General features: G+C 44.8%; 20 protein-coding genes and 1 pseudogene. All 21 read right to left on the bottom strand.

Annotation, left to right across the window (positions count from 1 at the left end; all coding sequences use genetic code 11):
• Positions 1 to 102: 102 nt before the first annotated feature.
• On the bottom strand, positions 103 to 483 hold the full coding sequence (locus tag HGO97_RS09100) for a MerR family transcriptional regulator (protein ID WP_207711964.1): 381 nt from the start codon (positions 481 to 483) through the stop codon (positions 103 to 105).
• Positions 484 to 834: 351 nt separating this feature from the next.
• Positions 835 to 2,088: a group II intron reverse transcriptase/maturase gene (gene ltrA / locus HGO97_RS09095; protein ID WP_168866438.1), complete on the bottom strand. Its 1,254-nt coding sequence runs from the start codon at positions 2,086 to 2,088 to the stop codon at positions 835 to 837.
• Positions 2,089 to 2,635: 547 nt separating this feature from the next.
• Complete coding sequence (locus HGO97_RS09090; RefSeq protein ID WP_005816155.1) at positions 2,636 to 3,016, bottom strand: TnpV protein; 381 nt, start codon at positions 3,014 to 3,016, stop codon at positions 2,636 to 2,638.
• Positions 3,017 to 3,346: 330 nt separating this feature from the next.
• Positions 3,347 to 3,526, bottom strand: a complete 180-nt coding sequence (locus HGO97_RS09085) for a hypothetical protein (RefSeq protein ID WP_050619561.1) — start codon at positions 3,524 to 3,526, stop codon at positions 3,347 to 3,349.
• On the bottom strand, positions 3,523 to 4,914 hold the full coding sequence (locus HGO97_RS09080) for a zinc-ribbon domain-containing protein (protein ID WP_216240978.1): 1,392 nt from the start codon (positions 4,912 to 4,914) through the stop codon (positions 3,523 to 3,525). Before HGO97_RS09080 ends, HGO97_RS09085 begins: the two co-directional genes overlap by 4 nt.
• Before the next feature lie 286 nt (positions 4,915 to 5,200).
• Positions 5,201 to 6,700: pseudogene (gene lysS, locus HGO97_RS09075) on the bottom strand (lysine--tRNA ligase); the annotation flags it as partial.
• A gap of 73 nt (positions 6,701 to 6,773) precedes the next feature.
• Positions 6,774 to 7,259 (bottom strand): transcription elongation factor GreA, encoded by a 486-nt coding sequence (greA, locus tag HGO97_RS09070; protein ID WP_216240976.1) that lies wholly within the window; start codon positions 7,257 to 7,259, stop codon positions 6,774 to 6,776.
• 123 nt (positions 7,260 to 7,382) lie between these two features.
• A complete protein-coding gene (dusB, locus tag HGO97_RS09065) occupies positions 7,383 to 8,342 on the bottom strand; it encodes a tRNA dihydrouridine synthase DusB (protein WP_216240975.1) in 960 nt (319 codons plus the stop codon).
• Positions 8,343 to 8,355: 13 nt separating this feature from the next.
• Complete coding sequence (locus tag HGO97_RS09060) at positions 8,356 to 9,126, bottom strand: type III pantothenate kinase (protein ID WP_216240974.1); 771 nt, start codon at positions 9,124 to 9,126, stop codon at positions 8,356 to 8,358.
• The gene (locus tag HGO97_RS09055) at positions 9,110 to 9,451 is read right to left on the bottom strand and encodes a DUF6145 family protein (RefSeq protein WP_216240994.1); all 342 of its coding nucleotides are present in this window, start codon (positions 9,449 to 9,451) and stop codon (positions 9,110 to 9,112) included. Before HGO97_RS09055 ends, HGO97_RS09060 begins: the two co-directional genes overlap by 17 nt.
• Before the next feature lie 57 nt (positions 9,452 to 9,508).
• Positions 9,509 to 10,489, bottom strand: a complete 981-nt coding sequence (locus tag HGO97_RS09050; protein ID WP_216240973.1) for a biotin--[acetyl-CoA-carboxylase] ligase — start codon at positions 10,487 to 10,489, stop codon at positions 9,509 to 9,511.
• 87 nt (positions 10,490 to 10,576) lie between these two features.
• Positions 10,577 to 12,670: an ornithine carbamoyltransferase gene (gene argF, locus HGO97_RS24385; RefSeq protein ID WP_216240972.1), complete on the bottom strand. Its 2,094-nt coding sequence runs from the start codon at positions 12,668 to 12,670 to the stop codon at positions 10,577 to 10,579.
• Between the two features lie 169 nt (positions 12,671 to 12,839).
• A complete protein-coding gene (locus tag HGO97_RS09040; protein ID WP_216240971.1) occupies positions 12,840 to 13,619 on the bottom strand; it encodes a DeoR/GlpR family DNA-binding transcription regulator in 780 nt (259 codons plus the stop codon).
• Positions 13,620 to 13,800: 181 nt separating this feature from the next.
• Entirely contained in the window at positions 13,801 to 15,795 is a 1,995-nt protein-coding gene (gene tkt, locus HGO97_RS09035) for a transketolase (RefSeq protein WP_216240970.1), read from the bottom strand.
• The gene (locus tag HGO97_RS09030; protein ID WP_216240969.1) at positions 15,792 to 16,736 is read right to left on the bottom strand and encodes an ABC transporter permease; all 945 of its coding nucleotides are present in this window, start codon (positions 16,734 to 16,736) and stop codon (positions 15,792 to 15,794) included. The genes tkt and HGO97_RS09030 overlap by 4 nt, the downstream gene beginning before the upstream one ends.
• 1 nt (position 16,737) lies before the next feature.
• Positions 16,738 to 17,823, bottom strand: a complete 1,086-nt coding sequence (locus tag HGO97_RS09025) for an ABC transporter permease (protein WP_216240968.1) — start codon at positions 17,821 to 17,823, stop codon at positions 16,738 to 16,740.
• On the bottom strand, positions 17,813 to 19,345 hold the full coding sequence (locus HGO97_RS09020) for an ABC transporter ATP-binding protein (RefSeq protein ID WP_216240967.1): 1,533 nt from the start codon (positions 19,343 to 19,345) through the stop codon (positions 17,813 to 17,815). Before HGO97_RS09020 ends, HGO97_RS09025 begins: the two co-directional genes overlap by 11 nt.
• Positions 19,346 to 19,360: 15 nt before the next feature.
• Positions 19,361 to 20,194: a nucleoside phosphorylase gene (locus tag HGO97_RS09015; protein WP_216240966.1), complete on the bottom strand. Its 834-nt coding sequence runs from the start codon at positions 20,192 to 20,194 to the stop codon at positions 19,361 to 19,363.
• 138 nt (positions 20,195 to 20,332) lie between these two features.
• A complete protein-coding gene (locus HGO97_RS09010; RefSeq protein WP_246597370.1) occupies positions 20,333 to 21,424 on the bottom strand; it encodes a BMP family ABC transporter substrate-binding protein in 1,092 nt (363 codons plus the stop codon).
• Positions 21,425 to 21,455: 31 nt separating this feature from the next.
• Positions 21,456 to 22,775, bottom strand: coding sequence for an amidohydrolase family protein (locus HGO97_RS09005; RefSeq protein WP_216240965.1), 1,320 nt, complete (start codon positions 22,773 to 22,775; stop codon positions 21,456 to 21,458).
• 8 nt (positions 22,776 to 22,783) lie between these two features.
• A complete protein-coding gene (locus tag HGO97_RS09000; protein ID WP_216240964.1) occupies positions 22,784 to 23,953 on the bottom strand; it encodes an iron-containing alcohol dehydrogenase in 1,170 nt (389 codons plus the stop codon).
• Positions 23,954 to 23,955 lie beyond the last annotated feature (2 nt).

Below are 23,955 nucleotides of genomic sequence, written 5' to 3'. Positions count from 1 at the left end.
GAATATTTAGTACCTTTTGACATATCCATTCTCCTCCTTGTCTTATGACTATCATATAGTATTTATCGAAAATGGTCATGTTTATTTTGTACTATTTATATTCTAGCACCAATCACCAATAGATTCAATGGAGAAATTTTCTATGGTTTTTAGTTCTTGTTTAATACCATCGAGCATATCAAGTTTTACTTGTCTTTCATGTATTTCTTCTTTCAGAATATTTTCTTGTTGTTCAAGCAAAACGGAAATAACACTACCAGGGTCATGTTCAGACAACAACTCTCCTATGCTGTTTATTGAAATGCCAGCATCACGAAGAAAGCAGATAATCTTCATCCGTTTTAAATCCTCTTCTGAATAAAGTCTCCTTCCGCCCTCTGTTAACTCGCTGGGTGTTAGAATGTTACGGGTATCATAATACTGTACCGTTCTGACAGATACACCGCAGAGCTTTGCAATTTCTCCAGTTGTATATTTTGACATAGCCTCCACCTCCTTTCATCACTATCTTATTTCATTACGCAGCGTCATAAGCAATATGTTACGCAGGGGGATTTTTACAAATTTCAAAATTTATTCATTTTCAGTTCTTCTAATCTGTTTTTGTTTGCTTTCAGCCTTCTGTGCAATATTTTTTGAATTTTTAAGAACAGGACACTCTCGAATTATATTCAAGTATAATACCCCTTATTGCAGATTATATATATTTTATTCGCTTAAACAAAGAATATCAACTTTGTAATACGACATCACTCAATACAATTTTACAATCGAGTAGGGGCTAACACGTAGCCCCTCTCACACCACCGGGCATGCCGTTCGGCACTCGGCGGTTCAATTCAAATAATAATCTAAGCAACTGAGAAGTCCTCGCTTTGCGAGGATTTCTTTGCTAATGAGGTGTAGTCCTGTTGTCTTCGCTACTGCCTGATAGTGGTCTCCAAAGCCAACAGACTGCCTCGCCATCCATTCGGGTGCCCCCAGTCTCCTCAGTCCCCAGTAGCGTTTCGGACTTTTCTTCCACTGTTTCCATATGACAATTCTCATCCTTGTACGCAGGTGTTCATCTATTCTTGTTAGAACGGTCTTCATACTTCCCATTCTGAAATAGTTTATCCATCCGCGTATGGCTTGATTGAGTTTCTCAATTCTGTAGTCCATACTCACTGACCAACTTCTTTTTGTCAGCTGTTTCAGCTTTCTTTCAAACCTTTTTATTGAATCCTTGTGTGGTCTTGCCTTCCATCCCTCTGCGTCTTTCCAGAATCCAAAGCCCAGATATTTCAGCTTGCTTGGTGTCGTTACCTTTGTTTTGGTTGCGTTCACTTTTAACCCAAGCTTCTTCTCTATCCACTTTGTTATTGTGTGCATTACTCTGTTAGCTGCTGCACTGCTTCCTACTGCTATCACACAGTCATCTGCATATCTTACAAAGTGAAGTCCTCTGGCTTCCAGTTCCTTATCCAGTTCATTAAGCATTATGTTGCTTAACAGCGGTGAAAGATTGCCACCTTGCGGGGTTCCTTTGTTGGTTTCCTCGTATCTGCCCCTTACCATTACTCCTGCATTAAGGTATTTCCTAATGAGTGATTCAGTATCAGGGTCTTGTATGAGTTTCCCTACCAGTGTCATAAGTTTGTCTTGTGGTACATTGTCGAAGAATTTTTCAAGGTCGATATCCACTACATAAGTGTATCCGTCGTTGAAGTATTCAAGTAGTCTCAAGATTGCCTGCTGAGCTCTGCGATTTGGTCTGAACCCATAGCTGTACTCACTAAAATGTGGCTCAACTATCGGTGTCAGTCTTTGCACAATTGCCTGCTCGATGATTCTGTCTACTACCGTCGGTACTCCAAGATTTCGCACCCCTCCATCCGGTTTTGGTATTTCTACTCGTCTTACCGGCTTTGGCTTGTACTTTCTCTTTCGGATTTTGTCTCGGATATTTACCCAGTTCTCTTTGAGATAGTCGTCGATTTCCTCTATGGTGATTCCGTCGATTCCACTTGCACCTTTATTGGCTTTAACCTTCTTGTATGCAAGTCTCATATTATCTCTGCTGAGAATCTCCTCTAACAGTTGTGACATAGATTCGTCTCCTTTCTTCGTTATGCTTCGCACCCTCTCAGTCCTACCTTCTATGGAAGTTTCACTCCGTTACGTCTTCGCTACTATCTTCCTCGTCGGACATGAGTGTTTACTTTTGCGAGTCCATTTGACTCTTGAATTGTTCAGCCCTTCGCTCCACTTCCATTACAGAAGCTTCCACACTACTATGGCTTCTGCTGACTTCTCACAGTTCGTTGTTACTAGGTTTCCCTCTGTGAGACCTCACGGGATAAGCCGTTAGCCTTTCCTCGTCTACCTGCCTAATCTACCTGCATAGGTTACGGTTGCCTTTTGGACTCTACGGCTCACTGCCCGCTCATCCGCTATGCAAGCCTTGGTATTAGGTTTCTGTTCGTCAGGCTACGATTTCGCTATCCCTTCTTCTCGCCTGCACCTCGCGATACAAACCTTGGGAGTCGCTATCGGGTTCGTCGGCAACTACGCCCCTTGTGGACTTTCACCACAGACGAACGGCATGCCCGTCATACAATAAAGGCGACAGAAAGAAATCTCTGCCGCCTTTGTTTTATGCGTAAATAATTTCTATATTGACGATTTCTCTTGCCCTTGCTTGTATCTCGTTCATTCTTCCAACCCACAACATCGAGTTTTCTGCTTTGAGTTGTTCGGTTACCCCCTCCTTGCCAGCCATTTGCTCGACCAATCGAAACATCATTTCCGCTGCCTGTTCGTCAATATCAGCAAGATAACGGTTCAATTTTCCGCTTGTGAGTAGCGTGGTGTAAACCGCCCGTTTATGTTCCTGTAAGTAGCGTTTGTGCCGCTGCCCCCATAAGCCGATAGGTTTGTGTTCTTTTTCGGTTGGTAAAGTAAGGCAAGGGATATAATAATCTCCCTGCAACTCATACCATAAACCATTCTTTTTATCAAAAATGTACTTGTCCATATAATTAATCCTCCAGTATAATATATTCGCACATACATCACAGTTCTCCGATTGCCACACTCTGTTATATCTTGTTATGAGATTTTCTTGCCCTTGATTTTGCCCTTATAAGCAGTCAGGGAAAGAGTAAACTTGTGTGAAATCATATAAAGGAATAAGGCGAACATATTGCGATAAATCCTTTATTTTCAAGGCTTTTGGAGAATTTTATTGATAACCTATGGAGAGCAATAATCATTCATAATTTTATAGTTTTCAAATTCCAATTTGTCGAACTTACTCTAAATTAGCAAAGACCGCTTACATCGTGTAGGCGGTCTCTTTTCGTGTTCAGATATATTTGATTTTGAACTTTCTTCTCTTGGCTGAAAGCACCTTATAAAGAATATCATCTACTGCATCGGTGCATCTGCCTTGTGCTGTCAGGCTGTTCTTCAAACGAATAAGTGATTGTATCAATCTGCTATATTCGTCATCATTTAGATAGATATGGAACTTTTCTTCTCTCATAGTCGTTTCCTCCATTCATCGAATCTTCTTTTGATTACCGAAACATCTACTTCGACATCAGAATAAATAAAGATATGTACGCTTTTGAAAACTGCTTTTACTCTGTCGGCATACTCCGTTTCCGTTTCGGTTGTCTTAAAAGGGAGTTTTACGAGTTTTATATTTCGCTGCTTGCAAAGGTGGCTTTTGAGAACCTCCATATGTTCTGAGCCGTTCGTAAATTCTATCGCCAGCTTTTCTGACGGAATGTAGGTTTCAAGTGGTATTCCTAATAGTTTATCCGAACCGAGCTGAACCTTTAGTCCTTTTTGATTTGCGTAATAGGCAACAGCCAAGCCGGGGAAGACGGAGCGATATTCGCTTTTGCATACGGTGCATTTTTCTCTAAGAATTGTTCTGTCGCTGATTTTTGCTTTCCAAGAATGTCCGAGTGAACATTTCCACCACACACTTTTCATCGACTTTCTTGATACTTGTGTCGGGAGCAGAGAGTTTTTTTCATAATCCCATTCAGCAAGCAGTTTCCTGTCCGTTGTGGCTAAATCATTGTACCCTGCAAGAACCGCCCTGTCCGCACAAACCGGGCATACTGTTCCTTTTACACGGGCATTTATAACGGACTTCCACTCATTGTCGCAGGTATTACATTTCCACCAAACATTGCGTCTTGATTTTGCGTTTACCTCATCAGGCATTAGGGGATAATTTCTTTCTGACCACTCAGCCGCAAGTTCAGGGTGCGTAGTCGCCAAGTCATTAAATCCTTTGAGCAATGTATATCCGCTACAATACGGACATCTGCTCCCACCGGAACGGGTTGAAATAAGAGTGTGCCACTCGTTTCCGCAATCTTTGCATTTCCACCAAGCCTTACTGTTTGCAAAGGCTGTTACCATTGTAGGCAGCAACGGAAGATTTCTGTCAGACCATTCAGCAGCAATATTGGGATACTGTGAAGCAAGGTCATTGAACCCTGCAAGGACTTTATTATGTGAGCAGTATGGACAGCCTGTGCCGTTTACCGTTCTGCTTTTAACGCTTGCTTCCCATTCGTGTCCGTGTTTACATTTCCAAATAATCTTCTTATGAGAAGCGACAGATACCTCGGTTGGCTTTAATTTGTTCTTTTCAGACCACTCCTGAGCCAACAGGGGCTTCAATGTGACTAAATCATTGATACCCTCTATTACTCTCGCTCCTGAGCATATCGGGCATTTCTCGCCCTTTGAACGAGCTTTAACGCTCGTTTCCCACTCGTGTCCGCAAGCACCTTTCCACCACACTCTTTTATTTGAACCGAAGGTTATCTTATCCGGCGTCAGCGGTAAATTCCTCTCTGACCATTCAGGAATTAGCTCCGGGTGAACGCTTGCTAAACTGTTGCTCATAGTATAACCACCCCTTCCTCTGTGATTATCCTCATTATATTGAGAAAAACAGAATTGGTGTAGTTTGCGATGTAGTCCGAAAACTATGAGAAATGAAAGAAGCTCCTGAGAAGATGTAGCTTCTCAGGAGCTGTGTGAAACTCAAAATTATGCGATTTTTTAGTCTCTGCACCGTTTTTAGCACCGATTGGTGTAAATTTGGTGTAAAGAGGTAAATTTATTCGGTTTGGAAACTCCCGAAACCCGCATAAACACTGGTTTTTTTCGAATTTTACTTGTCGAGGGGCTTCATTGTGGGGAATAACAGCACGTCTCTGATTGCTGCAGAGTCAGTGAGCAGCATACACATTCTGTCGATTCCGAATCCGATTCCACCTGTAGGAGGCATACCGATCTCCAAAGCATTCAGGAAATCTTCGTCGGTTGTGTTCGCTTCCTCATCACCCTGTGCCAGCAGTTCTTCCTGCACTCTAAATCTCTCTCTCTGATCGATCGGATCATTCAGCTCGGAATATGCATTTGCCATCTCCCAGCCATTCATGAAGAACTCAAATCTCTCTGTATACTCTGGATTTTCTGGTTTTTTCTTCGTAAGTGGTGAAATCTCGATTGGATGGTCCATAACAAATGTTGGCTGAATCAAGTGTTCCTCTACATACTCTTCAAAGAACAGGCTCAGAATATCGCCCTTTTTATGTCTGTCTTCGAACTCGATTCCCTTTTCTTTTGCAAGCGCCTTGGCTTCCTCGGTTGTCTTAATCTCGTTAAAGTCAATTCCTGCATATTTCTTAACAGCGTCTACCATTGTGATTCGCTCGAATGGTTTGCCAAGATCCATTTCCACACCATTGTAAACAATCTTTGTGGTTCCCAGAACTTCCTGTGCTACTGTACGGTACAGGTTCTCTGTCAGATTCATCATGCCGTGATAGTCTGTATATGCCTGATATAATTCCATAAGTGTAAATTCTGGATTATGTCTTGTGTCCAGTCCCTCGTTACGGAAGACACGTCCAATCTCATAAACGCGTTCCATTCCACCGACAATCAGTCTCTTTAAGTACAATTCCAAAGAAATACGCAGCTTGAAGTCTTCATCCAGCGCATTGAAATGTGTCTCGAACGGTCTTGCAGCAGCACCGCCCGCATTGCTTACGAGCATCGGAGTCTCTACTTCCATGAATCCCTCAGAATCCAGGTAACGTCTGATCGCACTCAGAATCTTAGAACGCTTTACAAAAGTATCCTTAACATCCGGATTCATGATCAGGTCTACATATCTCTGACGGTAACGGATATCTGTATTCGTCAGTCCATGGAATTTCTCCGGCAGAATCTGGAGACTCTTAGAAAGCAGTGTCACAGAAGCAGCATGGATAGAAATCTCTCCTGTCTTTGTTCTGAACACTTCTCCAACGATTCCAACAACATCGCCAACATCCATCTTCTTGAATTCTTTATATGCATCTTCCCCAACACTATCTCTTGCTACATAAGACTGGATATTGCCCTTTAAATCCTGCACGTTACAGAAAGATGCCTTTCCCATGACGCGCTTGGACATCATACGTCCTGCGATGGATACAGTCTTTCCCTCTAATTCATCGAAATTATCTTTGATCTCCTGGCTATGATGCGTCTGGTCATATTTTGTAATTACGAACGGATCCTTTCCGTTGTTCTGTAAATCTGCCAGCTTCTCACGGCGCACCTTTCTTAACTGATTCAGATCCGGTTCCTGCGTATTCTTCTGCTGTGCGTTATTCTGATTCTTCTGCTCGGACACTGTTTTTCTCCTCCTTCATAAGCGAATTCAGACCCCTTGTTCATAAGGGGTCTGCATTTCATTGGTTTTATTATTACATTGAACGGCTGATCTCAAGTACTTTGTACTGAATGTTTCCTGCCTGTGTCTCTACGTCTACTGTCTCTCCTACTTTTCTGCCCATCAATGCCTGACCTACCGGTGATTCATTGGAAATCTTGCCTTCTAAGCTGTTCGCCTCGGTGGAACCGACAATCTTAAATTCCATTTCCTCATCGAATGTCACGTCAAATACCTTTACTTTACACCCTACATTAATCTTATCGAAATCAACTTCATCTTCCACGACTACTTCTGCATTCTTAAGGATGCCTTCCAGCTCTTCGATACGAGCCTCGATATCACGCTGCTCATCCTTTGCTGCATCATACTCTGCGTTCTCAGATAAGTCTCCCTGTTCTCTTGCTTCTTTGATTTTTCCTGCAACTTCTTTTCGTTTGACTACTTTTAAGTTCTCAAGTTCGTCCTCAAGTGCCTTCAGACCTGCATAAGTAAGTAATCTTTTCTTTGATTCTGCCATTGCTAAATGCTCCCTTTCTTTTTTTGCGTAAATAGGTTTTATTTCTTAAAATCAGCGCTTCTTTTTCCTGACTCTTGTCCTGTTTAAAATTATATTTCACAATTTCAATATTATAACCAATCCCTATAATGATGTCAAGATATTTTCCAGTTCTTCATAGGTCGTGACCTGATTAATTGCTTCCCTAAGCTTTGCGGATCCATGAAGCCCTTTCGTGTACCATGCCACATGCTTGCGCATCTCCCGAATTCCCAGATAATCTCCTTTATATTCGAGCTGAAGACGTGCATGTCGAAGCATCGTTTTCTTAATCTCTTCTACAGATGGGCGGGGAGGAAGTGTCCCGGTCCTCTCATATTCCAACAGCTCCGAGAAAATCCACGGATTTCCCTGTGCACCACGTGCAATCATGATCCCGTCGCAGCCGGTCTGCTCGCGCATGGCAATCGCCCTTTCACCGGAGGTTACATCTCCATTGCCAATGACAGGGATAGACACGGCTTCCTTCACCTGTCTGATGATGTCCCAGTCCGCGCTGCCGGAATAATACTGTTCCCTTGTCCGGCCGTGGACCGCCACCGCGGCAGCTCCCGCCTCCTCAATGATCTTTGCGATCTCTACCGCATTGACATGTTCATCGTCAAATCCTTTTCTGATTTTTACCGTGACGGGCTTTTCGATTGCTTTTACCACAGCGGAAACCAGTTCGTATACCAGCTTCGGATTTTTCATGAGCGCAGAGCCCTCTCCGTTTCGGACTACCTTCGGAACCGGACAGCCCATGTTGATGTCCAGGATTGCGAAGGGACGCTCCTCGATCCGTTTTGCCATCTCACTCACAATCTTCGGGTCCGAACCAAAAAGCTGCAGGGATGCTGGTGTTTCCTCTGGATGAATCGTCAGAAGATTTTCTGTATTCTTATTATTGTACAGGATTCCTTTTGCGCTCACCATTTCCATACATACAAGACCAGCTCCCTGTTCCTTGCACAGCAAGCGAAATGGCAGGTCCGTTACTCCTGCCATAGGTCCTAATATATAAGAGTTCTCAAGTTGTACGCTGCCTATTTTCAACTGTTTCATGTCTATTATCTCACTATTTCCTATTTTTATGATAAATCAGGCGAAGACCATCCAGCGTCAGATCCGGCCTGTACTTATCGATACTGTCCGTCTCCTGCGCAATGATTTTCCCAAGACCGCCAGTTGCAACAACGATTGCATCATCATAGCCGGACTCTTCCTTCATCTTTCCTATAATATACTCCGTCTGTCCGATTGCTCCATAGACCAGGCCCGCCTGCATACTGGAGATTGTCTCCTTCGCCAGGATGGACTGCGGCTTCTTGATCTCAATTGCTGGAAGCATGGCTGCTCCCCCCCATAAAGAACGTCCTGCCGTCTCGATGCCCGGTGCTGTAATTCCCGCCTCAAACGTTCCATTCGGCCCAATCAGATCATAGGTAGTAGCCGTTCCAAAGTCGACCACGATCACCGGCCCGCCGTAAAGCTCATATCCAGCAACCGCATCTACGATCCGGTCCGGTCCGATTTCCTTCGGATTTTCGGTCACAACACGGATTCCGGTCTTAATCCCGGCAGACACGACCAAAGGCTTCACCCTGAGATACTTAATGATTCCATTGACCAGAGAATGCATAATATCTGGCACGACAGATGCAATGATGACCGCATCAATATCCTGTGGAACTACATCCCGATGCTCTAATATGCCACAGATAGTCAGTCCGTATTCATCCGATGTCCTCGGAAGCTTTGTCGTCATACGGAAGGTTCCGAATAATTTCTCATTCTGGAACACGCCCAGAGTAATATTTGTATTTCCAACATCAATCGTCAATAACATTGATATCCTCCCCTAAATAGAAAACCTTAAAAAACAGCTCTAAAGATTCGAACAGCTCCTCCTTTGTCCTCTGGAGCTCTTTTATCTTCAAAGCACTTCCAATCTCGTCAAATGTAAAATCATCCTCCTGGTGGTCCACCTTAAGCTCAAGATTGCCGTCTTCATCGTATACCACCATCAGAACACCGCCCACATCCTCTGTGTACAATACACACATAATCTGAAGCTCCTGCTTGATTCCCTCCGGGAGGGACTCAAATTCCGGGTTCAGATAGAACTTCCGCTCATAAGAACTGGCGGCGCAAAGTACAACCTCTTCTTCCATACCCTTCGATCCTTTCTGCTGCAAAGGGGTCTGACCCTTTTGCTCTCCATTTTCTGATTAAACGTATCCATATATGCCTCTGACAGAAACCTCACCTGCAAAGATTGCTTCCATGCTCCCATCTTCCTTACGTACCAGGAGTTCGCCTTCTTTATTGATACCGAGCGAAAATGCATTATACTCTTCTTTAGCTCCGAGGATACGTACCTCTCTGCCTTGATTGACCAGCAGGCTGTTATATGCATCCTGGATAGGCTCCAGATCTCCAGCCTCTATGAACAAACCATAGTTTTTCTCAAACTTTTTCATTACGGCTGCAATGATTGGACTCCTTTTCATAGGATGTCCCAATTCAACCCGCAACGAAGTGGCCTTCTCACTCAATTCTTTTGGAAATTGTTCCATATTTACATTGATTCCTACGCCGATCACTACATGATTGATATAATCGATTTCCGTACTCATCTCGGTCAGGATACCGACTAGCTTCTTTCCATTTAATACGATATCATTGGGCCATTTAATCTGAACGTCAACTCCGGTAGATTCTTTTATCCCTTCCGCCACGCTCTGTGCCATGACAAGGGTCAACATGGGCGCTTTGACAGGCGGTATCTCTGGGCGCAGTAGAATAGACATGCAGATGCTGCATCCCTTTGGTGTCTCCCAGCCTCTGCCCCGCCTGCCGCGTCCTGCACTCTGTATGTCCGCGACCGCAAGTGTTCCATGGGGCATACCTTCTTCCCCCAACTGTTTTGCACGGATATTGGTGGAGTCCGTCTCCTCATAATAACAGACCTGCTGTGCTGCCCACTGTGTATCCATCTGACTTTTGAGCTCTTCTGCCGTGATGACATCAGGGCTGCTTACGATCTGATACCCCCGGTTGCGCACTGCTTCCACCTGATATCCTTCCTCTTTCAACTGATTGATCGCCTTCCATACTGCCGTGCGGGATACACCGAACTTCTCGCTAATTTGCTGACCGGAAACATAATCTTCACTTTCACGCAGCATTTTCAAAATTTCTGCCTTCAAAACTTCACCCCAAATTCGAACGGAGGGCAAAGGGGTCTGTCCCACTTGCAAAAAGCTTTCCCCTTTTTCCTCCGTTTCAGAATATTTTTAAAATTCTCCTAATGTTGCAGCCATAACTGCCTTGATCGTATGCATACGGTTCTCGGCCTCATCGAATACTTTAGATTGTTCGGATTCGAATACTTCATCTGTCACTTCCATATCCTTGATTCCAAAACGCTCAGCCATCTCTTTACCGATCTTTGTCTCTAAGTCATGGAATGCAGGCAGGCAGTGCAGGAAAATCGCATTCTCTCCTGCGTTGTCCATGACTTCTTTTGTTACTTTATACGGGGTCAGTTCCCTGATTCGCTCTTCCCATACTTCATCCGGCTCACCCATAGAAACCCATACATCAGTATAAATGACATCGGCATCTTTTGTTCCTGCCGCTGTATCTTCTGTCAAGGTAATCGTTGCCCCAGACTGTGCCGCATATTCCTGGCACTGGGCTACCAGCTCCTGATTCGGGAAATATTTTGCTGTCGTACAGGCTACAAAATGCATTCCCATCTTCGCACAGGCAATCATAAGAGAATTCCCCATATTGTATCTCGCATCTCCCATGTATACCAGCTTGATTCCCTTTAGTCTGCCGAAATGTTCACGAATCGTCAGAAGGTCTGCAAGCATCTGTGTCGGATGATATTCATTGGTCAGGCCGTTCCATACCGGAACTCCTGCATATTTTGCCAGCTCTTCCACGATCTCCTGACCAAATCCGCGGTACTCGATTCCATCATACATTCTTCCAAGCACTCTCGCAGTATCCTTGATGCTCTCTTTCTTTCCGATCTGTGAACCGCTTGGATCAAGATAAGTCGTTCCCATTCCCATGTCGTGAGCGGCAACCTCGAAGGAGCAACGTGTTCTGGTGCTTGTCTTCTCAAAAATCAAAGCCACATTCTTCCCTCTGTAATGATCTACCAAAACACCATTTTTCTTCTTCTCTTTCAGATCAGCCGCAAGGTCGATCAGATAAGTAATCTCCTCTGGTGTAAAGTCCTTCAGTGTCAAAAAATTCCTTCCTTTTAAGTTCATGCTGCTTTCCCCTCCTATGTTCATTAGTACATGTGTAAACCTCGGCAGATGTATCTTGCCCGCCAGCTCTTCATAGCGCTTCGCCGTCAGTTCAAATAATTCATCTACTGTATAGATCTGGTATTTTGGAACCCGAAGCTGCTTTGCACTGGCCTCTAACATTGCCATATAGAGCTCCTTCGCTGTAAATTTAAGCGGTACCTTTAAGACAAATGCCATCTCTTTTTTCTCAATATCACTGATGTCTTTTAACCGCTCCTCGAACCATTCCTCATCATGTGTCTGCTCCAGATAATAAATGTATCCATCCAGACCGTACAGCATCCTTTTTGCATCATAGTAGCCTATTTTTAAATTCTGCTGGCTCCTCTTACTGTCAAACTCGATGATACTTCCCAGCCCTACCCTTGGACCGATATGGTACTTCTCACTGTCATCCGGCATCTTCACTCTCGGTTCACGCCCAGGTCCATAAATACGAATCTCTATGATATCAGAATACCCTCTTCTGACCAGCGATCTAAGCGGTACGTTGTTCACCACACCGCCGTCGATGTAACGCTTACCATGCAGCTTTTCATTCTTAAATCCCAGAAGATAGGCGCTTGCAAGCAGAAAATCTTCCAGCATCCCTTCGGGTATATCATCCAGACTCAAATCCAGTTCTTTAAAGTCTGTCAAAGAAAATGTCAGCAGACAGAACTCTTTTCCAGAAGAACGGATTCTCTCCTCATCGATCACTTCATGAATCATCTGACGCAGAGGGGTCACATCCACACCGCCGTCCGCCAGCTTCTTCCAAATTCCAGAAATCACTTCTGTAAACTTGTTCTCATGACTGAACAGCCGCTCCATCCAGTCATCATCTACATCCATGACCTTAGAAAATGTCATCTCGCTCCAGATCTTCTCTGCATTCTCCACATCATCCATGCAGATCAGAGCTCCATTCAACGCACCCACAGAAGTCCCCGCAACTGCATTGATCTTAATTCCGGCTTCCTTTAGCGCCTTCCATGCACCAATCTGATAGGCTCCCCTGGCACCGCCGCCGTCCAGGACAATTCCGTATTCCTTCGATGTATCCAATAGTACTTTCATACGCTCACCTCGATTTATGATAGTATACTATATTCTGGCATAAAAATGCAACTTTATTGACGCTTCCCATGAAAAAATACACAAACAAAAAAATCCCCTCATCAGATTGGCCTGTTAACGCGAATCAAACAGGCACTCCCCGAAGGAAGTGCCTGTCATCCGCATATATTTATACCATATCCAGCCTGATTCCCTTATCCTCGATCATCTGGACCCATTCCTCTGATAGCCCCGTATCTGTAATAATTCTGTCGAAAACATCCAGATTCGTCAGAAAACAAGGCTTGATGACTCCAAATTTGCTCGAGTCCGCAAGCAGTATCTTCTCCGCACCTGACTGAATAATCGTCTGCTTGATCTCCAGCTCATAATTATTCATGCAGGTCACTCCCATAGTATCATGGACACCTGCCGCAGAAGCAAAGACCTTTGTCGCCCTGATGTTCTTGATCAGCGTAATATTCTCAGCCGATTCGAACAGGGTGGTATCGGGATGGTAATACCCCCCCCCAAAGATAATGGAGATATTAGGGTTATTACATATCTTATTGAGAATATTCAGATTACAGGTAAACACTGTCATCTTGGTATCTTTCGGAATATTATCCGCAAGATATTCTACTGTAGATCCATTATCAATGATCACGCAGTCATCCGGCTGTATCAGGGATGCGGCAAACTTTCCGATCTGTTCCTTTTCCTTTGCATGGGAACGAGTCGCCATGGAGAGCTGATACGCATCTTCTTCCTTATCATGTGCATATTGGGTATTCAAAACGGCTGCACCAGGTATATCCAGGATCACGTTCTTCGCCTTGAGTGTGTCCATATCCCTGCGTACGGTCATCTCAGATACATCCAGCACCTGCGCCAGATCACGGATCGTAGCACCGTTCTGCTTTTTTAATATTTCAATTAATCGATTTAATCTTTCCTCTTTTTTACTCAAAAGAAATACCTCTCACTCTTCAATTTCCCTCCGAGAATACGTTGTCACACCGTTTTTATTATATCACAAATACGAGTCCCATAAAAGCCCTCACCAGGCTGTTTGGAAGATGATTTACGAAGTCATTACCGTTCACAGCCAGATAGAAATCAGCAATCATTATATCACAGCATCGCTTTTCTTACAAAAGCTTTTCCCGTATACGATCCGCAGCCGCTTTAGCCGTAAAACCATATTTCTCAAATAACTGTGCTGCAGGTGCCGAAGCCCCGAAACCATCCATTGTAATATAGCAGCCATTTACTCCAACATATTTTCCCCAGGACATACTGCTGCCTGCCTCTATCACCGCACGGTTCGCAACTGACGGCGGGAGTACGAATTCTTGATAGTCCTGATCCTGTTCTTCAAACAGATCCTGACATGGCATACTTACCACTCTGACTGAAACACCTTCCTGCTCCAATATGGAAGCCGCATCTAGTGCCACACTTACCTCTGATCCTGTTGCAAGCAGCAAAAGATCTGCCTTCTCACCCGCTTCTTTTTTCAGGATATATCCTCCACGCAGAGCATCCTTCCCTGTATTTTCAAGTACCGGAAGATTCTGTCTGGATAAGATCAAACAGGTCGGAGTCTTAAGTGATGTCAATGCCGAATACCATGCTGCCCTTGTCTCCATCTCATCTGCAGGCCTGAATACATGCATATTAGGCAGTGCCCTCAGCATCGTAAGCTGTTCTACAGGTTCATGGGTAGGACCGTCCTCGCCAACACCAATACTATCGTGGGTCAGCACAGAAATGAGCGGAAGTCCCATCAGTGAGGACAGTCTTAACATTGGCTTCATATAATCTACAAATACAAAGAATGTCGCTGCATAGGTGCGTAAGCCCCCATGCAGAAGGATTCCATTTGCGATTGCTGTCATCCCAAGTTCTCTGACTCCATAATGGATATTCCGTCCTTGTGGGCACATTGCAGAAAAGTCTGTTTCACCAGACAGGACCGTTTTATTGGAAGGCCCTAAATCTGCAGAACCTCCTATTAGATTCGGAAGTCTGTCTTTCAGCTCGTTGAGCACCTTTCCTGAAATACTTCTGGTAGCTTCCGCCTTTCCTGACCTCTCCCAGAAACCTTCCTCGTCAAGGAGCGATATCGGGCTGTTTTCATCATAATACGCCTCCAGCTTGGCCTTTAATTCAGGATACTTCTCCCCATATTCTTCAAACATCTGCTTCCAGAAATACTCTTTCCCGGCGCCCTGACGTGCCAGTGCATGATAATGCTCATACACTGCGTCCGGTACGGCAAATGCTTCCTCCAAAGGCCAGTCTAGTGACTCTCTTAACGCTTTAACGTTCTCCACGCCCAGAGGCTCACCGTGGGCACATGCCTTTCCTTCTTTTTCTGGGACTCCAAATCCAATTTTCGTCTTAATTTCTATGAAGGATGGTTTTCCTTTCTCCGCCTTTGCCTGTTCGATTGCCCTGCCTATCGCCTTTGGATCATTCCCATCTTCTACGGAAAGGACCTGGAATCCGAATGCTTCAAATCTCTTTCCCACATTCTCTGTGAAGGCGATGTCCGTACTTCCTTCAATCGTAATAGAATTGGAATCATACAAAACAATCAGTTTATCCAGTTGGTTCGTCCCCGCAAAGGACATGACCTCTGATGAAATTCCTTCCATCAGACATCCATCTCCACACAGCACAAATGTATAATGATCAAATACCGGATACCCTTCTCTATTGAATCTCGCCGCCAAATGTTTTTCTGCCAGCGCCATACCTACTGCCATTCCAAGTCCTGCACCAAGAGGACCGGTCGTCGCCTCCACTCCAATCGTATGTCTGTACTCAGGATGTCCCGGAGTCAGAGAGTCCAACTGCCTGAAGTTCTTCAAATCCTCAATCCCAAGATCACCATATCCAAACAGATGGAGAAGGGAATATAACATGGAGGACCCATGTCCTGCTGACAGGATGAACCGGTCCCGATTCATCCAATTGGGATTTTCAGGATTGTGTTTCATCTGATGCGCCCATACCTCATAGGCAATCGGTGCTGCCCCGAGTGGCAGTCCCGGATGTCCTGAATTGGCCTTCTGTACCATATCTGCTGATAAAATCCTGATGGCATTCACTGCCGTTTTCTCTAACTGTTCATTCATGCTGCTTTCTCCTTTTTCTTTTTATGCCCGATCACACCCTTTACCTTCAGCTTTGTTGTATAGGAGCTGACTGCCAATGCCAGGATTGCGAACAAAAATGGGAACATCTGGATGATGGATGGGGAAATATTCATTCCCACCAGCTCGAGTCGAATTCCAATTGCATCCGCAAATCCGAAGAGCAGTGTAACCAGGGAGGAAAATACGGGATGTGCATTTCCAAATACAAGAGCTGTAAATGCATTAAAGCCTCGTCCCTGAATCATATTCTCCGAAAATTGTGATACAGAAATCGTTGATAAATATGCTCCTGCAAGACCGGAAAGTGCACCGGAAATCAGAACGACCTGCCATTTTACCAGAGCCGGTTTAATTCCCGCCGTCTTTGCTGCGACCTCAGACTCTCCGACTGCACAGATACTGAGTCCCAGCCTTGTTTTAAAAAGCATGATGTAGATGACAACGATCAGAAGAATGGCAAAATATGTAACAACACTCTGGCCGCTAATGCATTTCAGGATAGGAATATCTTTGATGATCGGAATGTTTATCATTTCAAGCTTTTTAATCTTATCCGGGCTGTATGCTCCCTGTACGCCGAACATTGCCCGCAAAAGATAAGAGGTGAGCCCTGCTCCCAGCATATTCATAGCAATACTGGCTATGATATTGTCCGCCTTGAACTTTGTGATAAAGAGGGCAAACAGAGCACTGTACAAAGCGCCTACCAGGATTGCTCCAATCAGGCCTGCCCACACATTGCCGCCTGTGAACTGCACCACTGCGATCGCTGCAAATGCTCCGACCAGTGAGAATCCCTCCAAAGCAATGTTGAAGACACCTGCCCGCTGGCACAGCAGACCGCCCAATGCCATCAGCATCAAAGGAGTGGCAATTCGTATCATGGATGCCAATGTATCCGAAATAACTGCTATACTCATCTTACTTACCTCCTTGTCTGACTGGTGTCTTTTCAGTTCCTTTACGTCTCAGCTTCGGTATTACGAATTTCGCACTGATCGTAATGAATATAATTGCTGTTACAATATCTGTTACTGCTGACGGAACATCTGTAATTCGCTCCATGTTGATACCGCCGTTCTTCAAAGCCCCGAAGAAAATTCCTGAGAACAGTACACCGATTGGATTGTTATTTGCCAGCAGGGAAACAACGATACCGTCAAATCCAAAATCAGGGTTGAACCCGGCAAGCAGTCTGTGCTGGACCGCTGTTACTTCTACAGCCCCGATGATACCTGCGATCGCACCGCTCATTGCCATGACCTGAAGGATTGTTTTCTTCGGCTTCATTCCCGCATATTTTGCCAAGACCGGGTTGGAACCTACAATCTTGATCTCATGTCCAAAGGAGGTCCTGAAAAATACAAAAGTTAAAATGATCATCACGACGATTGCTATGTAGAATCCAACATTTGCGGAGGATGGCTCAAAAAACGAAATACGCGGCAGCCATGTATTCTCTCCCAGTACTGCACTGGCATTCAAATTAGTCCCTGCCTCCGGGTCACGCAAAGGTCCTGTGACCAAATACTCTACATAGAGTGCAGCAATAAAGTTCAAAAGCAATGTGGAGACTACTTCATTTGTATCCAGATACACCTTCATTAAAGCAGGAATCATTGCAAACAATGCACCTGCTGCCATCGCGGCCAGAAATACAATCAAAAGTGACACCAGATGGTTCATATCTTTCGGAAGATTCACTGCAACAGCCGTTGCCGCTGCCGCTCCCATATACAACTGTCCATCGACTCCCAGGTTAAATACCTCTGCTTTATAGGTCACGCAGATTGCAAGACCTGCAAGTACCAGAGGAGTAGCCCATCTGATTGTTCCTGCGACATCTACGGTCAGCCCTTCTAAAATTCCATTCACAATTGCCAGCGGCTCATAACCGGAAGCTGCCAAGAATATCGTTGCAAGAATCAAGGCGATAATGATCAAGCCCACCTGTTTTCCTACGATGCCTGCAGCGGATAAAATTCTATTATTCTCTTTATTTTTCATCGTTATCACCGCCTTGCCTCTTTGCACCTGTCATATAGACTGCAATGGTTCTTTCATCTGCTTCTCCGCGTTTAAATTCTGCCATGATCTCTCCTTCATACATGACCAGTATTCTGTCTGAAAGCGAAAGTATCTCATCCAGCTCTGCGCTGACTAACAGTACCCCGCGCCCGGAATCACGTACCTCTATGATCTTGTGGTGGATGGACTCAATTGCTCCGATATCAACACCTCTGGTCGGCTGAGCCGCAATCAGCAGGTCTGGGTCTGCTTCCATCTCACGAGCAAAAATCACCTTCTGCATATTTCCTCCTGAAAGTGTTCCCAGCTTATAATCAGAATCCGGTGTCTTAACGTCAAAATCCTTACACAAATTTTCTGATAAGTCATGAAGCTTTTTATTGTTCAGAATTCCATTCCTACAATACGCCTTCTGATAATATCTGTTCAAAATCAAGTTGTCCCGAATGGTACAGTTTGTCGCACTTCCCATTTTCAGACGGTCCTCTGGAATATGGGACATCCCACTTTCTCTCCGCTGCCTTACATTCTGGGCTGTCACATCTTTTTCTTTAAAGATGACTTGTCCGCTGGTCGGCTTTAACATACCGGAAACGACCTCGATCAGCTCTGTCTGTCCGTTACCTTCCACACCTGCGATACCGACCACTTCTCCTCTGGCCACCTGGAAGCTGATTCCATTGAGTGCTGGAAGCCCTCTCTGGTTCAAAGCCCTGATATCTTTGACTTCCAATACATTCTCTCCCGGCTGATATTCATTCCTTTCAATATTCAGGTTTACCTTCCTTCCCACCATCATATCGGAAAGGCCTTCTGTATTGGCTTCTGATGTGCTTAAGGTTCCTGTCACCAGCCCCTTTCTCATGACCACGATCTTATCCGTAATTGCCATGACCTCGCGGAGCTTATGGGTGATGAATATAATTGCACAGCCTTTTGACTTTAGAAGCCTGAGGACTTCCAGGAGCTTATCTGTTTCTGTCGGCGTGAGTACGGCGGTCGGCTCATCCATGATCAGAATCTTTGCCTCACGGTACAATGCCTTGATGATCTCCACTCTCTGTTTCTCACCCACAGAAAGCTGGTAGACCTTCTCATCCAGATTGACAGGGAGATCATAGGTATCCATGATTTCCTGAATTTTTTCTTTTGCTGCTTTCGTATCGATCAGGCCATTTTTTGTTGGTGCTTTTCCTAATATAATGTTCTGCAGAACACTCAAGTTCGGCATCAGCATGAAATGCTGATGTACCATTCCGATTCCCAGCTTTATCGCCATGTTGGGCGATTGAATCCGAACTTCCTTTCCAAATAATTTGATCACGCCTAAGTCTGGTTCCATCATACCGTACAGCATATTCATCATTGTAGATTTGCCGGCACCATTTTCCCCGATCAGGCCAAGTATCTCTCCCTCATTTACGCTCAAGGATACATTATCGTTCGCAACTACGCCGGGAAAGAATTTTGATATATTCAACATTTCAACCGCTACTGCCATAATATCCTTCCTTTTCTACTTCTTTAGTTTTGCACTCAGCTTCACTTCGCCTGTTTCATCCCATTCCTTCAAAATCTTCATGGCCTCTGCTGCGGCCAGACATGCCTTCTCTTCTCCGCCGTTATCGCCCCATCTGTCCAGTACACGATTAGAAATCACAGAAAGGATAGCGCCCATCCTCATATCATGCAGATAGCCGACAACAAACTGACCGGATGTCTCCATCTCGATATTGGTCACCCCTGCTGTCTGAAGATCTGGTATGATTTTCTCTGCAAATGACGGCCAATAACCGCTTCCATCCTCATTCAGCGGACGTCCCTGCCCGATATAGAAGGAACCTACGGTATAATCCAGTCCCAATCCATAACGGAAACCTAAACGTTCACACGCTTCCATCAGTGCCATCACTACATAGGTATTCGCAAAAGCAGGAAATTCTGGCTCTACATAGGTAGCCGATGTACCATCCTTTCTCACACAGGCCACCGGAATGATCAGGTCTCCCAGATCGAACTGTGGTACAATGCACCCTGTTGTTCCGACTCTGATACAGGTATGTACTCCTAACGTATTTAATTCATGAAGACAGATTTCTGAACTCGGGCCTCCGATTCCTGTGGAAGTACAGGCCATCTCCATCCCCTTATACTTTCCTGTGACAGTTTTATATTCTCTGTAGGATGCCACCTCTTTTGCATCCTCCCAGTTCTTTGCGATCTTTAATGTCCTTTCCGGTGCTCCCGGCAATATTACATATGGCGGAACATCTCCCGGCTTTAATTGAAGATGATAGACTCCTTCATTTTCAGCTTTCGGAGCTGACGCCTTATTTATTTTTTCGTCCATAATGAATCTCCTTTATCCATTTTACAATTCTCTGTTTCACATTCACCTTTTTATAGAAGCTGCCCGTTTTAAGCCGCATCCATCCGCATTCCTGCTGATATGGTATATCTGCTTAAAGGGCAGCCTCTGTCATATTACTTATTCAGCTGAAGCTTTAATTGTGTCCCAATTCGGTACATCTGTAATAAATGGTACTTTCAAGGAACCATCCTTGATCTGTTCTTCCAGTTTCTGTGCCTCTTCAATTGCTGCTTTCATTGTGTCTTTATATTCAGCATTGTTATCAGCAAATCTGTTGAAGGAATCCCAGTCCATAAAATAACCGCCATTCGTAAGGTCACGGATTCCGTGCTCTCCACCAGCAAATTCTCCATTCTCTAACATCTCGATTGCTTTGTATACGGTATCTCCAAATCCAATTCCCTCAATTCCATAAAAACCATCATAAGTGTCATAATAGTCACTGATCTCACCTGAACACAGAATACCTGCATCTTTACATGCCTCAACTACACCTGCATTAGAAGCGCCAGAATCTGTCTGAATTACATCACAGCCCTTTGAAATCATAGCGCTGGCAATCTCTTTTGCCTTTGCAGGGTCTTCATAGCTTCCTACATAAGAAAACTCAACTGTTGCATCTGGGTTAGCAGCCTTTACACCTAACATAAAACCATTTCCTTCTGCATTCGGTGTCGGCTCTTCTGCTCCCACTACAAAACCAACATGATTGGATTTTGTAAGTTTTCCTGCAATATAACCACCCAGGTAGAAGGCTCCTTCGCCGTGGAACTCTGTATCCCAGATATTGTCGTATTTTTCGCTGCCATCATTGATTGTCTGGAAAATAGCAGCATACTTTGTGTCAGGATATTCTTTCGAAACAAGTTTTGTCGCATCTGTCATATACGCATATGTAGTTACGATCAGATCATAACCTGCTTTCGACATCGCACGTACATCTTCTTCGTATTTGGATGCTTCTGCAGACTCCAGCTTTTTAATCTCAACCCCGAAATCCTCTGCTGCCTGATCTGCGCCTTTGGCAAGATCATCCATGGAAGCCTTGTCGCCAAATTTCTGGTTTACAACAAGTGCCACCTTTAACTGTTTCTTGCCTTTGTCTCCTGAATCATCAGAGGAAGCCGGTTCTGATTTCTTTCCACATCCAGCCACAAGCCCAATCACCATCACTGCTGCCAGCATTGCTGCTAATACACGTTTTTTCATAATTTTTTCCTTCCTTTTCTCATTCTGTGAATCAAAGTGCCCTGCTTATCTTTTCCAAAGCGCTCTGCACCTTCTTCATGATTTTGTCTACATCTACAGTCTGTAGCTTTCCATTCTTTACAACATGTCTTCCGTCCACAAATACATCCGTCACATCACGTCCCGTCGCATTATATACAAGCGCGGATGTGACCGTTTCTCTCTCTCCCATAAGCAAAGGCTGCATATGGGGTGCTTTTGTCTCGATTAGTATAAAGTCCGCTTTTTTGCCGGCTTCAATGGTCCCATACTCGTTTTCCAATCCAAAACATTTCGCTCCATTGATGGTCGCCATATCTAGGATATCCGTCTTTTTCAGACTCCTGATTCCGCTATGAATGGTATGAAGCAGCGACATCCCCTTCATTTCCCTGAAGATATCATTGGAGTTATTCCACATGGCCCCGTCTGTTCCCAGACAGACTGTCACGCCCGCTCTTACCATATCTGGAATCGGCGCGATTCCGTCGTCTATTTTCATTTCACAAAGCGGTGTATTTACAACCTTCGTTTCTGTCAATGCGAGCTGTTTGATTTCTTCCTCCGAAGCATATACTACATGTGAACCTATCAGCTTACTGCAAAGTAATTGATTCCGATATAAATAATCAATCGCGGATGTGTTGTATTTTTGCCTTATGATTTCCTGCCTCCAGCGATTTTCTGCCAGATGACAGGTAAGCAGCATATTCCTCTCCCCGGCAGTTCCATGAACCCTCTTGAGTCTGTCTTCGTCATAATCCTCTTCTGAAATTCCACCGAGTACCGGGATAAGCTCCTTTTCTTGACAATTCTCTATAAAGTCTGTCAGGTCCTCTCTGGATATCAATTCATCTGGATTTTTAAAATCCACACGGATGTCCTCCGCCAAAGCGCCTCTGATGCCCACCTCCTTCATTGCACGGACAGAATCTGCTCCAAGTCCCCAGTACATATTTTCCATAATGAATGTTGTACCTGACAACAGAGCCTCGCAATATGTAAGCTGCCTGGAATAGAATCTGTCCTCGTCATCAATCAGGGTGTAAAACCAACCTGTATCAGCAAACTGCTGGTTCTGCTCCAACAAGGTCATATCATCCCCAAGCCCCCGCGCCAGTGTCATGTCCCCGTGGCAGTGCCCGTTGACAAGTCCGGGCATGAGAATCTTTTCCTCTGCATCGATCCAGACCCTGCAATCTTCTTTCTTCAGTTTTCCTTCGGACACCTCTGCTATCCGTCCGTCAACGATTCCTACAGAACCAACGAACGGCCGATATCCATTATGAGATGAAACAATGACTGCTCCACTGATACCTGTTTCGTATTTCATACCCTCACCTACTGTGCCATTCTATAGATTGTTTCCACATCATCGGCATTCAGGGGTTTGATTCCTCCGATATTGCCAAATCTGCACGCATCCTCTGCCATTTTTCGGAACTTCTCATCAGACTCGATGCCTATCTCCTTGAGTGTGACCGGAGCGCCCATGGATCGGAAGAACTCTTGAAGCCTGCGGATTCCTTCTAATGCAGTCTTTTCCTGGTCATAAAAATCCACCTCCACATCGAATACGCGGTTTGCGAACTGCACGAATCTTGGAAGATTTTCTTTGTATACATATCTTGCCCAGCATGGAAACAGAACAGAAAGTGTAGATCCATGTACGGCATTATACTGTGCACTTAACTGTGCCCCGATCGTATGTGTTGCCCAATCCTGATTCCTTCCCGTTGCCAGCAGACCGTTGTGGGCAACAATCGCAGTCCACATAAACTCTGCCCTGGCATTATAGTCGTCCAGATTCTGCATCAGTGCACGGGCATTCACCAGAATCGCTTTCATCACACCCTCACACATATAGTCCGTCAGATTCACATTGACAGAGCTGGAAAAATAACGTTCGAGTACATGGGAGAACATATCGATAATCCCAAATACGGTCTGTCTTTTTGGAATCGTCAGCGTCAGATCTGGGTTCATCAATGTAAATGTAGGTCTTAAAAAGTCGGCCATCACATCCGCGCTCTCGCCCGTCTCTGGATTATTCAGAACACTTCCGTTGCTTCCTTCACTTCCTGTCGCCGGAAGAGTCATGACCGTGCCAATTGGCAGTGCTTCTGTCGGAACTGCCTTTTTATCAAAGAAATCCCATACATCTCCATCGTATTTTGCCCCAAGTGCTACGGCCTTTGCAGTGTCGATCACACTTCCACCGCCGACTGCCAGGACACATCCGATCTGATGGGCCCTGCAGAGTTCAATCCCCTCTCTGACAAGCCCCACCTTCGGATTCGGCTCCACACCAGGCAGTTCATAGTAAACGACTCCAGCCTCCTCCAATGCCTTGATGATTCTCCCGTGGAGACCAGATTTATACATATAGCCGTCTCCGTAATGGACGAATAGTACATTATCTGATAATTTCCTGATTTCCTGTCCGCAGAGTTGGTCTGCATCTTTATCTAATATAAATTTTGTCGGTGACATAAATTCAAAGCTATCCATAC

The sequence above is a fragment of the Faecalicatena faecalis genome, from assembly GCF_012524165.2.
In the GTDB taxonomy this organism is placed as follows: domain Bacteria; phylum Bacillota; class Clostridia; order Lachnospirales; family Lachnospiraceae; genus Faecalicatena_A; species Faecalicatena_A faecalis.
The sequence above is the reverse complement of the archived record's forward strand: the minus strand, read 5'-3'. Positions and strand labels throughout refer to the sequence as shown.

Coding starts and splice junctions, on each gene's coding strand:
- HGO97_RS09100 (WP_207711964.1), bottom strand. CDS start 483: ATGTCAAAATATACAACTGGAGAAATTGCAAAGCTCTGCGGTGTATCT.
- ltrA (WP_168866438.1), bottom strand. CDS start 2,088: ATGTCACAACTGTTAGAGGAGATTCTCAGCAGAGATAATATGAGACTT.
- HGO97_RS09090 (WP_005816155.1), bottom strand. CDS start 3,016: ATGGACAAGTACATTTTTGATAAAAAGAATGGTTTATGGTATGAGTTG.
- HGO97_RS09085 (WP_050619561.1), bottom strand. CDS start 3,526: ATGAGAGAAGAAAAGTTCCATATCTATCTAAATGATGACGAATATAGC.
- HGO97_RS09080 (WP_216240978.1), bottom strand. CDS start 4,914: ATGAGCAACAGTTTAGCAAGCGTTCACCCGGAGCTAATTCCTGAATGG.
- greA (WP_216240976.1), bottom strand. CDS start 7,259: ATGGCAGAATCAAAGAAAAGATTACTTACTTATGCAGGTCTGAAGGCA.
- dusB (WP_216240975.1), bottom strand. CDS start 8,342: ATGAAACAGTTGAAAATAGGCAGCGTACAACTTGAGAACTCTTATATA.
- HGO97_RS09060 (WP_216240974.1), bottom strand. CDS start 9,126: ATGTTATTGACGATTGATGTTGGAAATACAAATATTACTCTGGGCGTG.
- HGO97_RS09055 (WP_216240994.1), bottom strand. CDS start 9,451: ATGGAAGAAGAGGTTGTACTTTGCGCCGCCAGTTCTTATGAGCGGAAG.
- argF (WP_216240972.1), bottom strand. CDS start 12,670: ATGAAAGTACTATTGGATACATCGAAGGAATACGGAATTGTCCTGGAC.
- tkt (WP_216240970.1), bottom strand. CDS start 15,795: ATGAATGAACAGTTAGAGAAAACGGCAGTGAATGCCATCAGGATTTTA.
- HGO97_RS09030 (WP_216240969.1), bottom strand. CDS start 16,736: ATGAGTATAGCAGTTATTTCGGATACATTGGCATCCATGATACGAATT.
- HGO97_RS09025 (WP_216240968.1), bottom strand. CDS start 17,823: ATGAAAAATAAAGAGAATAATAGAATTTTATCCGCTGCAGGCATCGTA.
- HGO97_RS09020 (WP_216240967.1), bottom strand. CDS start 19,345: ATGGCAGTAGCGGTTGAAATGTTGAATATATCAAAATTCTTTCCCGGC.
- HGO97_RS09015 (WP_216240966.1), bottom strand. CDS start 20,194: ATGGACGAAAAAATAAATAAGGCGTCAGCTCCGAAAGCTGAAAATGAA.
- HGO97_RS09010 (WP_246597370.1), bottom strand. CDS start 21,424: ATGAAAAAACGTGTATTAGCAGCAATGCTGGCAGCAGTGATGGTGATT.
- HGO97_RS09005 (WP_216240965.1), bottom strand. CDS start 22,775: ATGAAATACGAAACAGGTATCAGTGGAGCAGTCATTGTTTCATCTCAT.
- HGO97_RS09000 (WP_216240964.1), bottom strand. CDS start 23,953: ATGGATAGCTTTGAATTTATGTCACCGACAAAATTTATATTAGATAAA.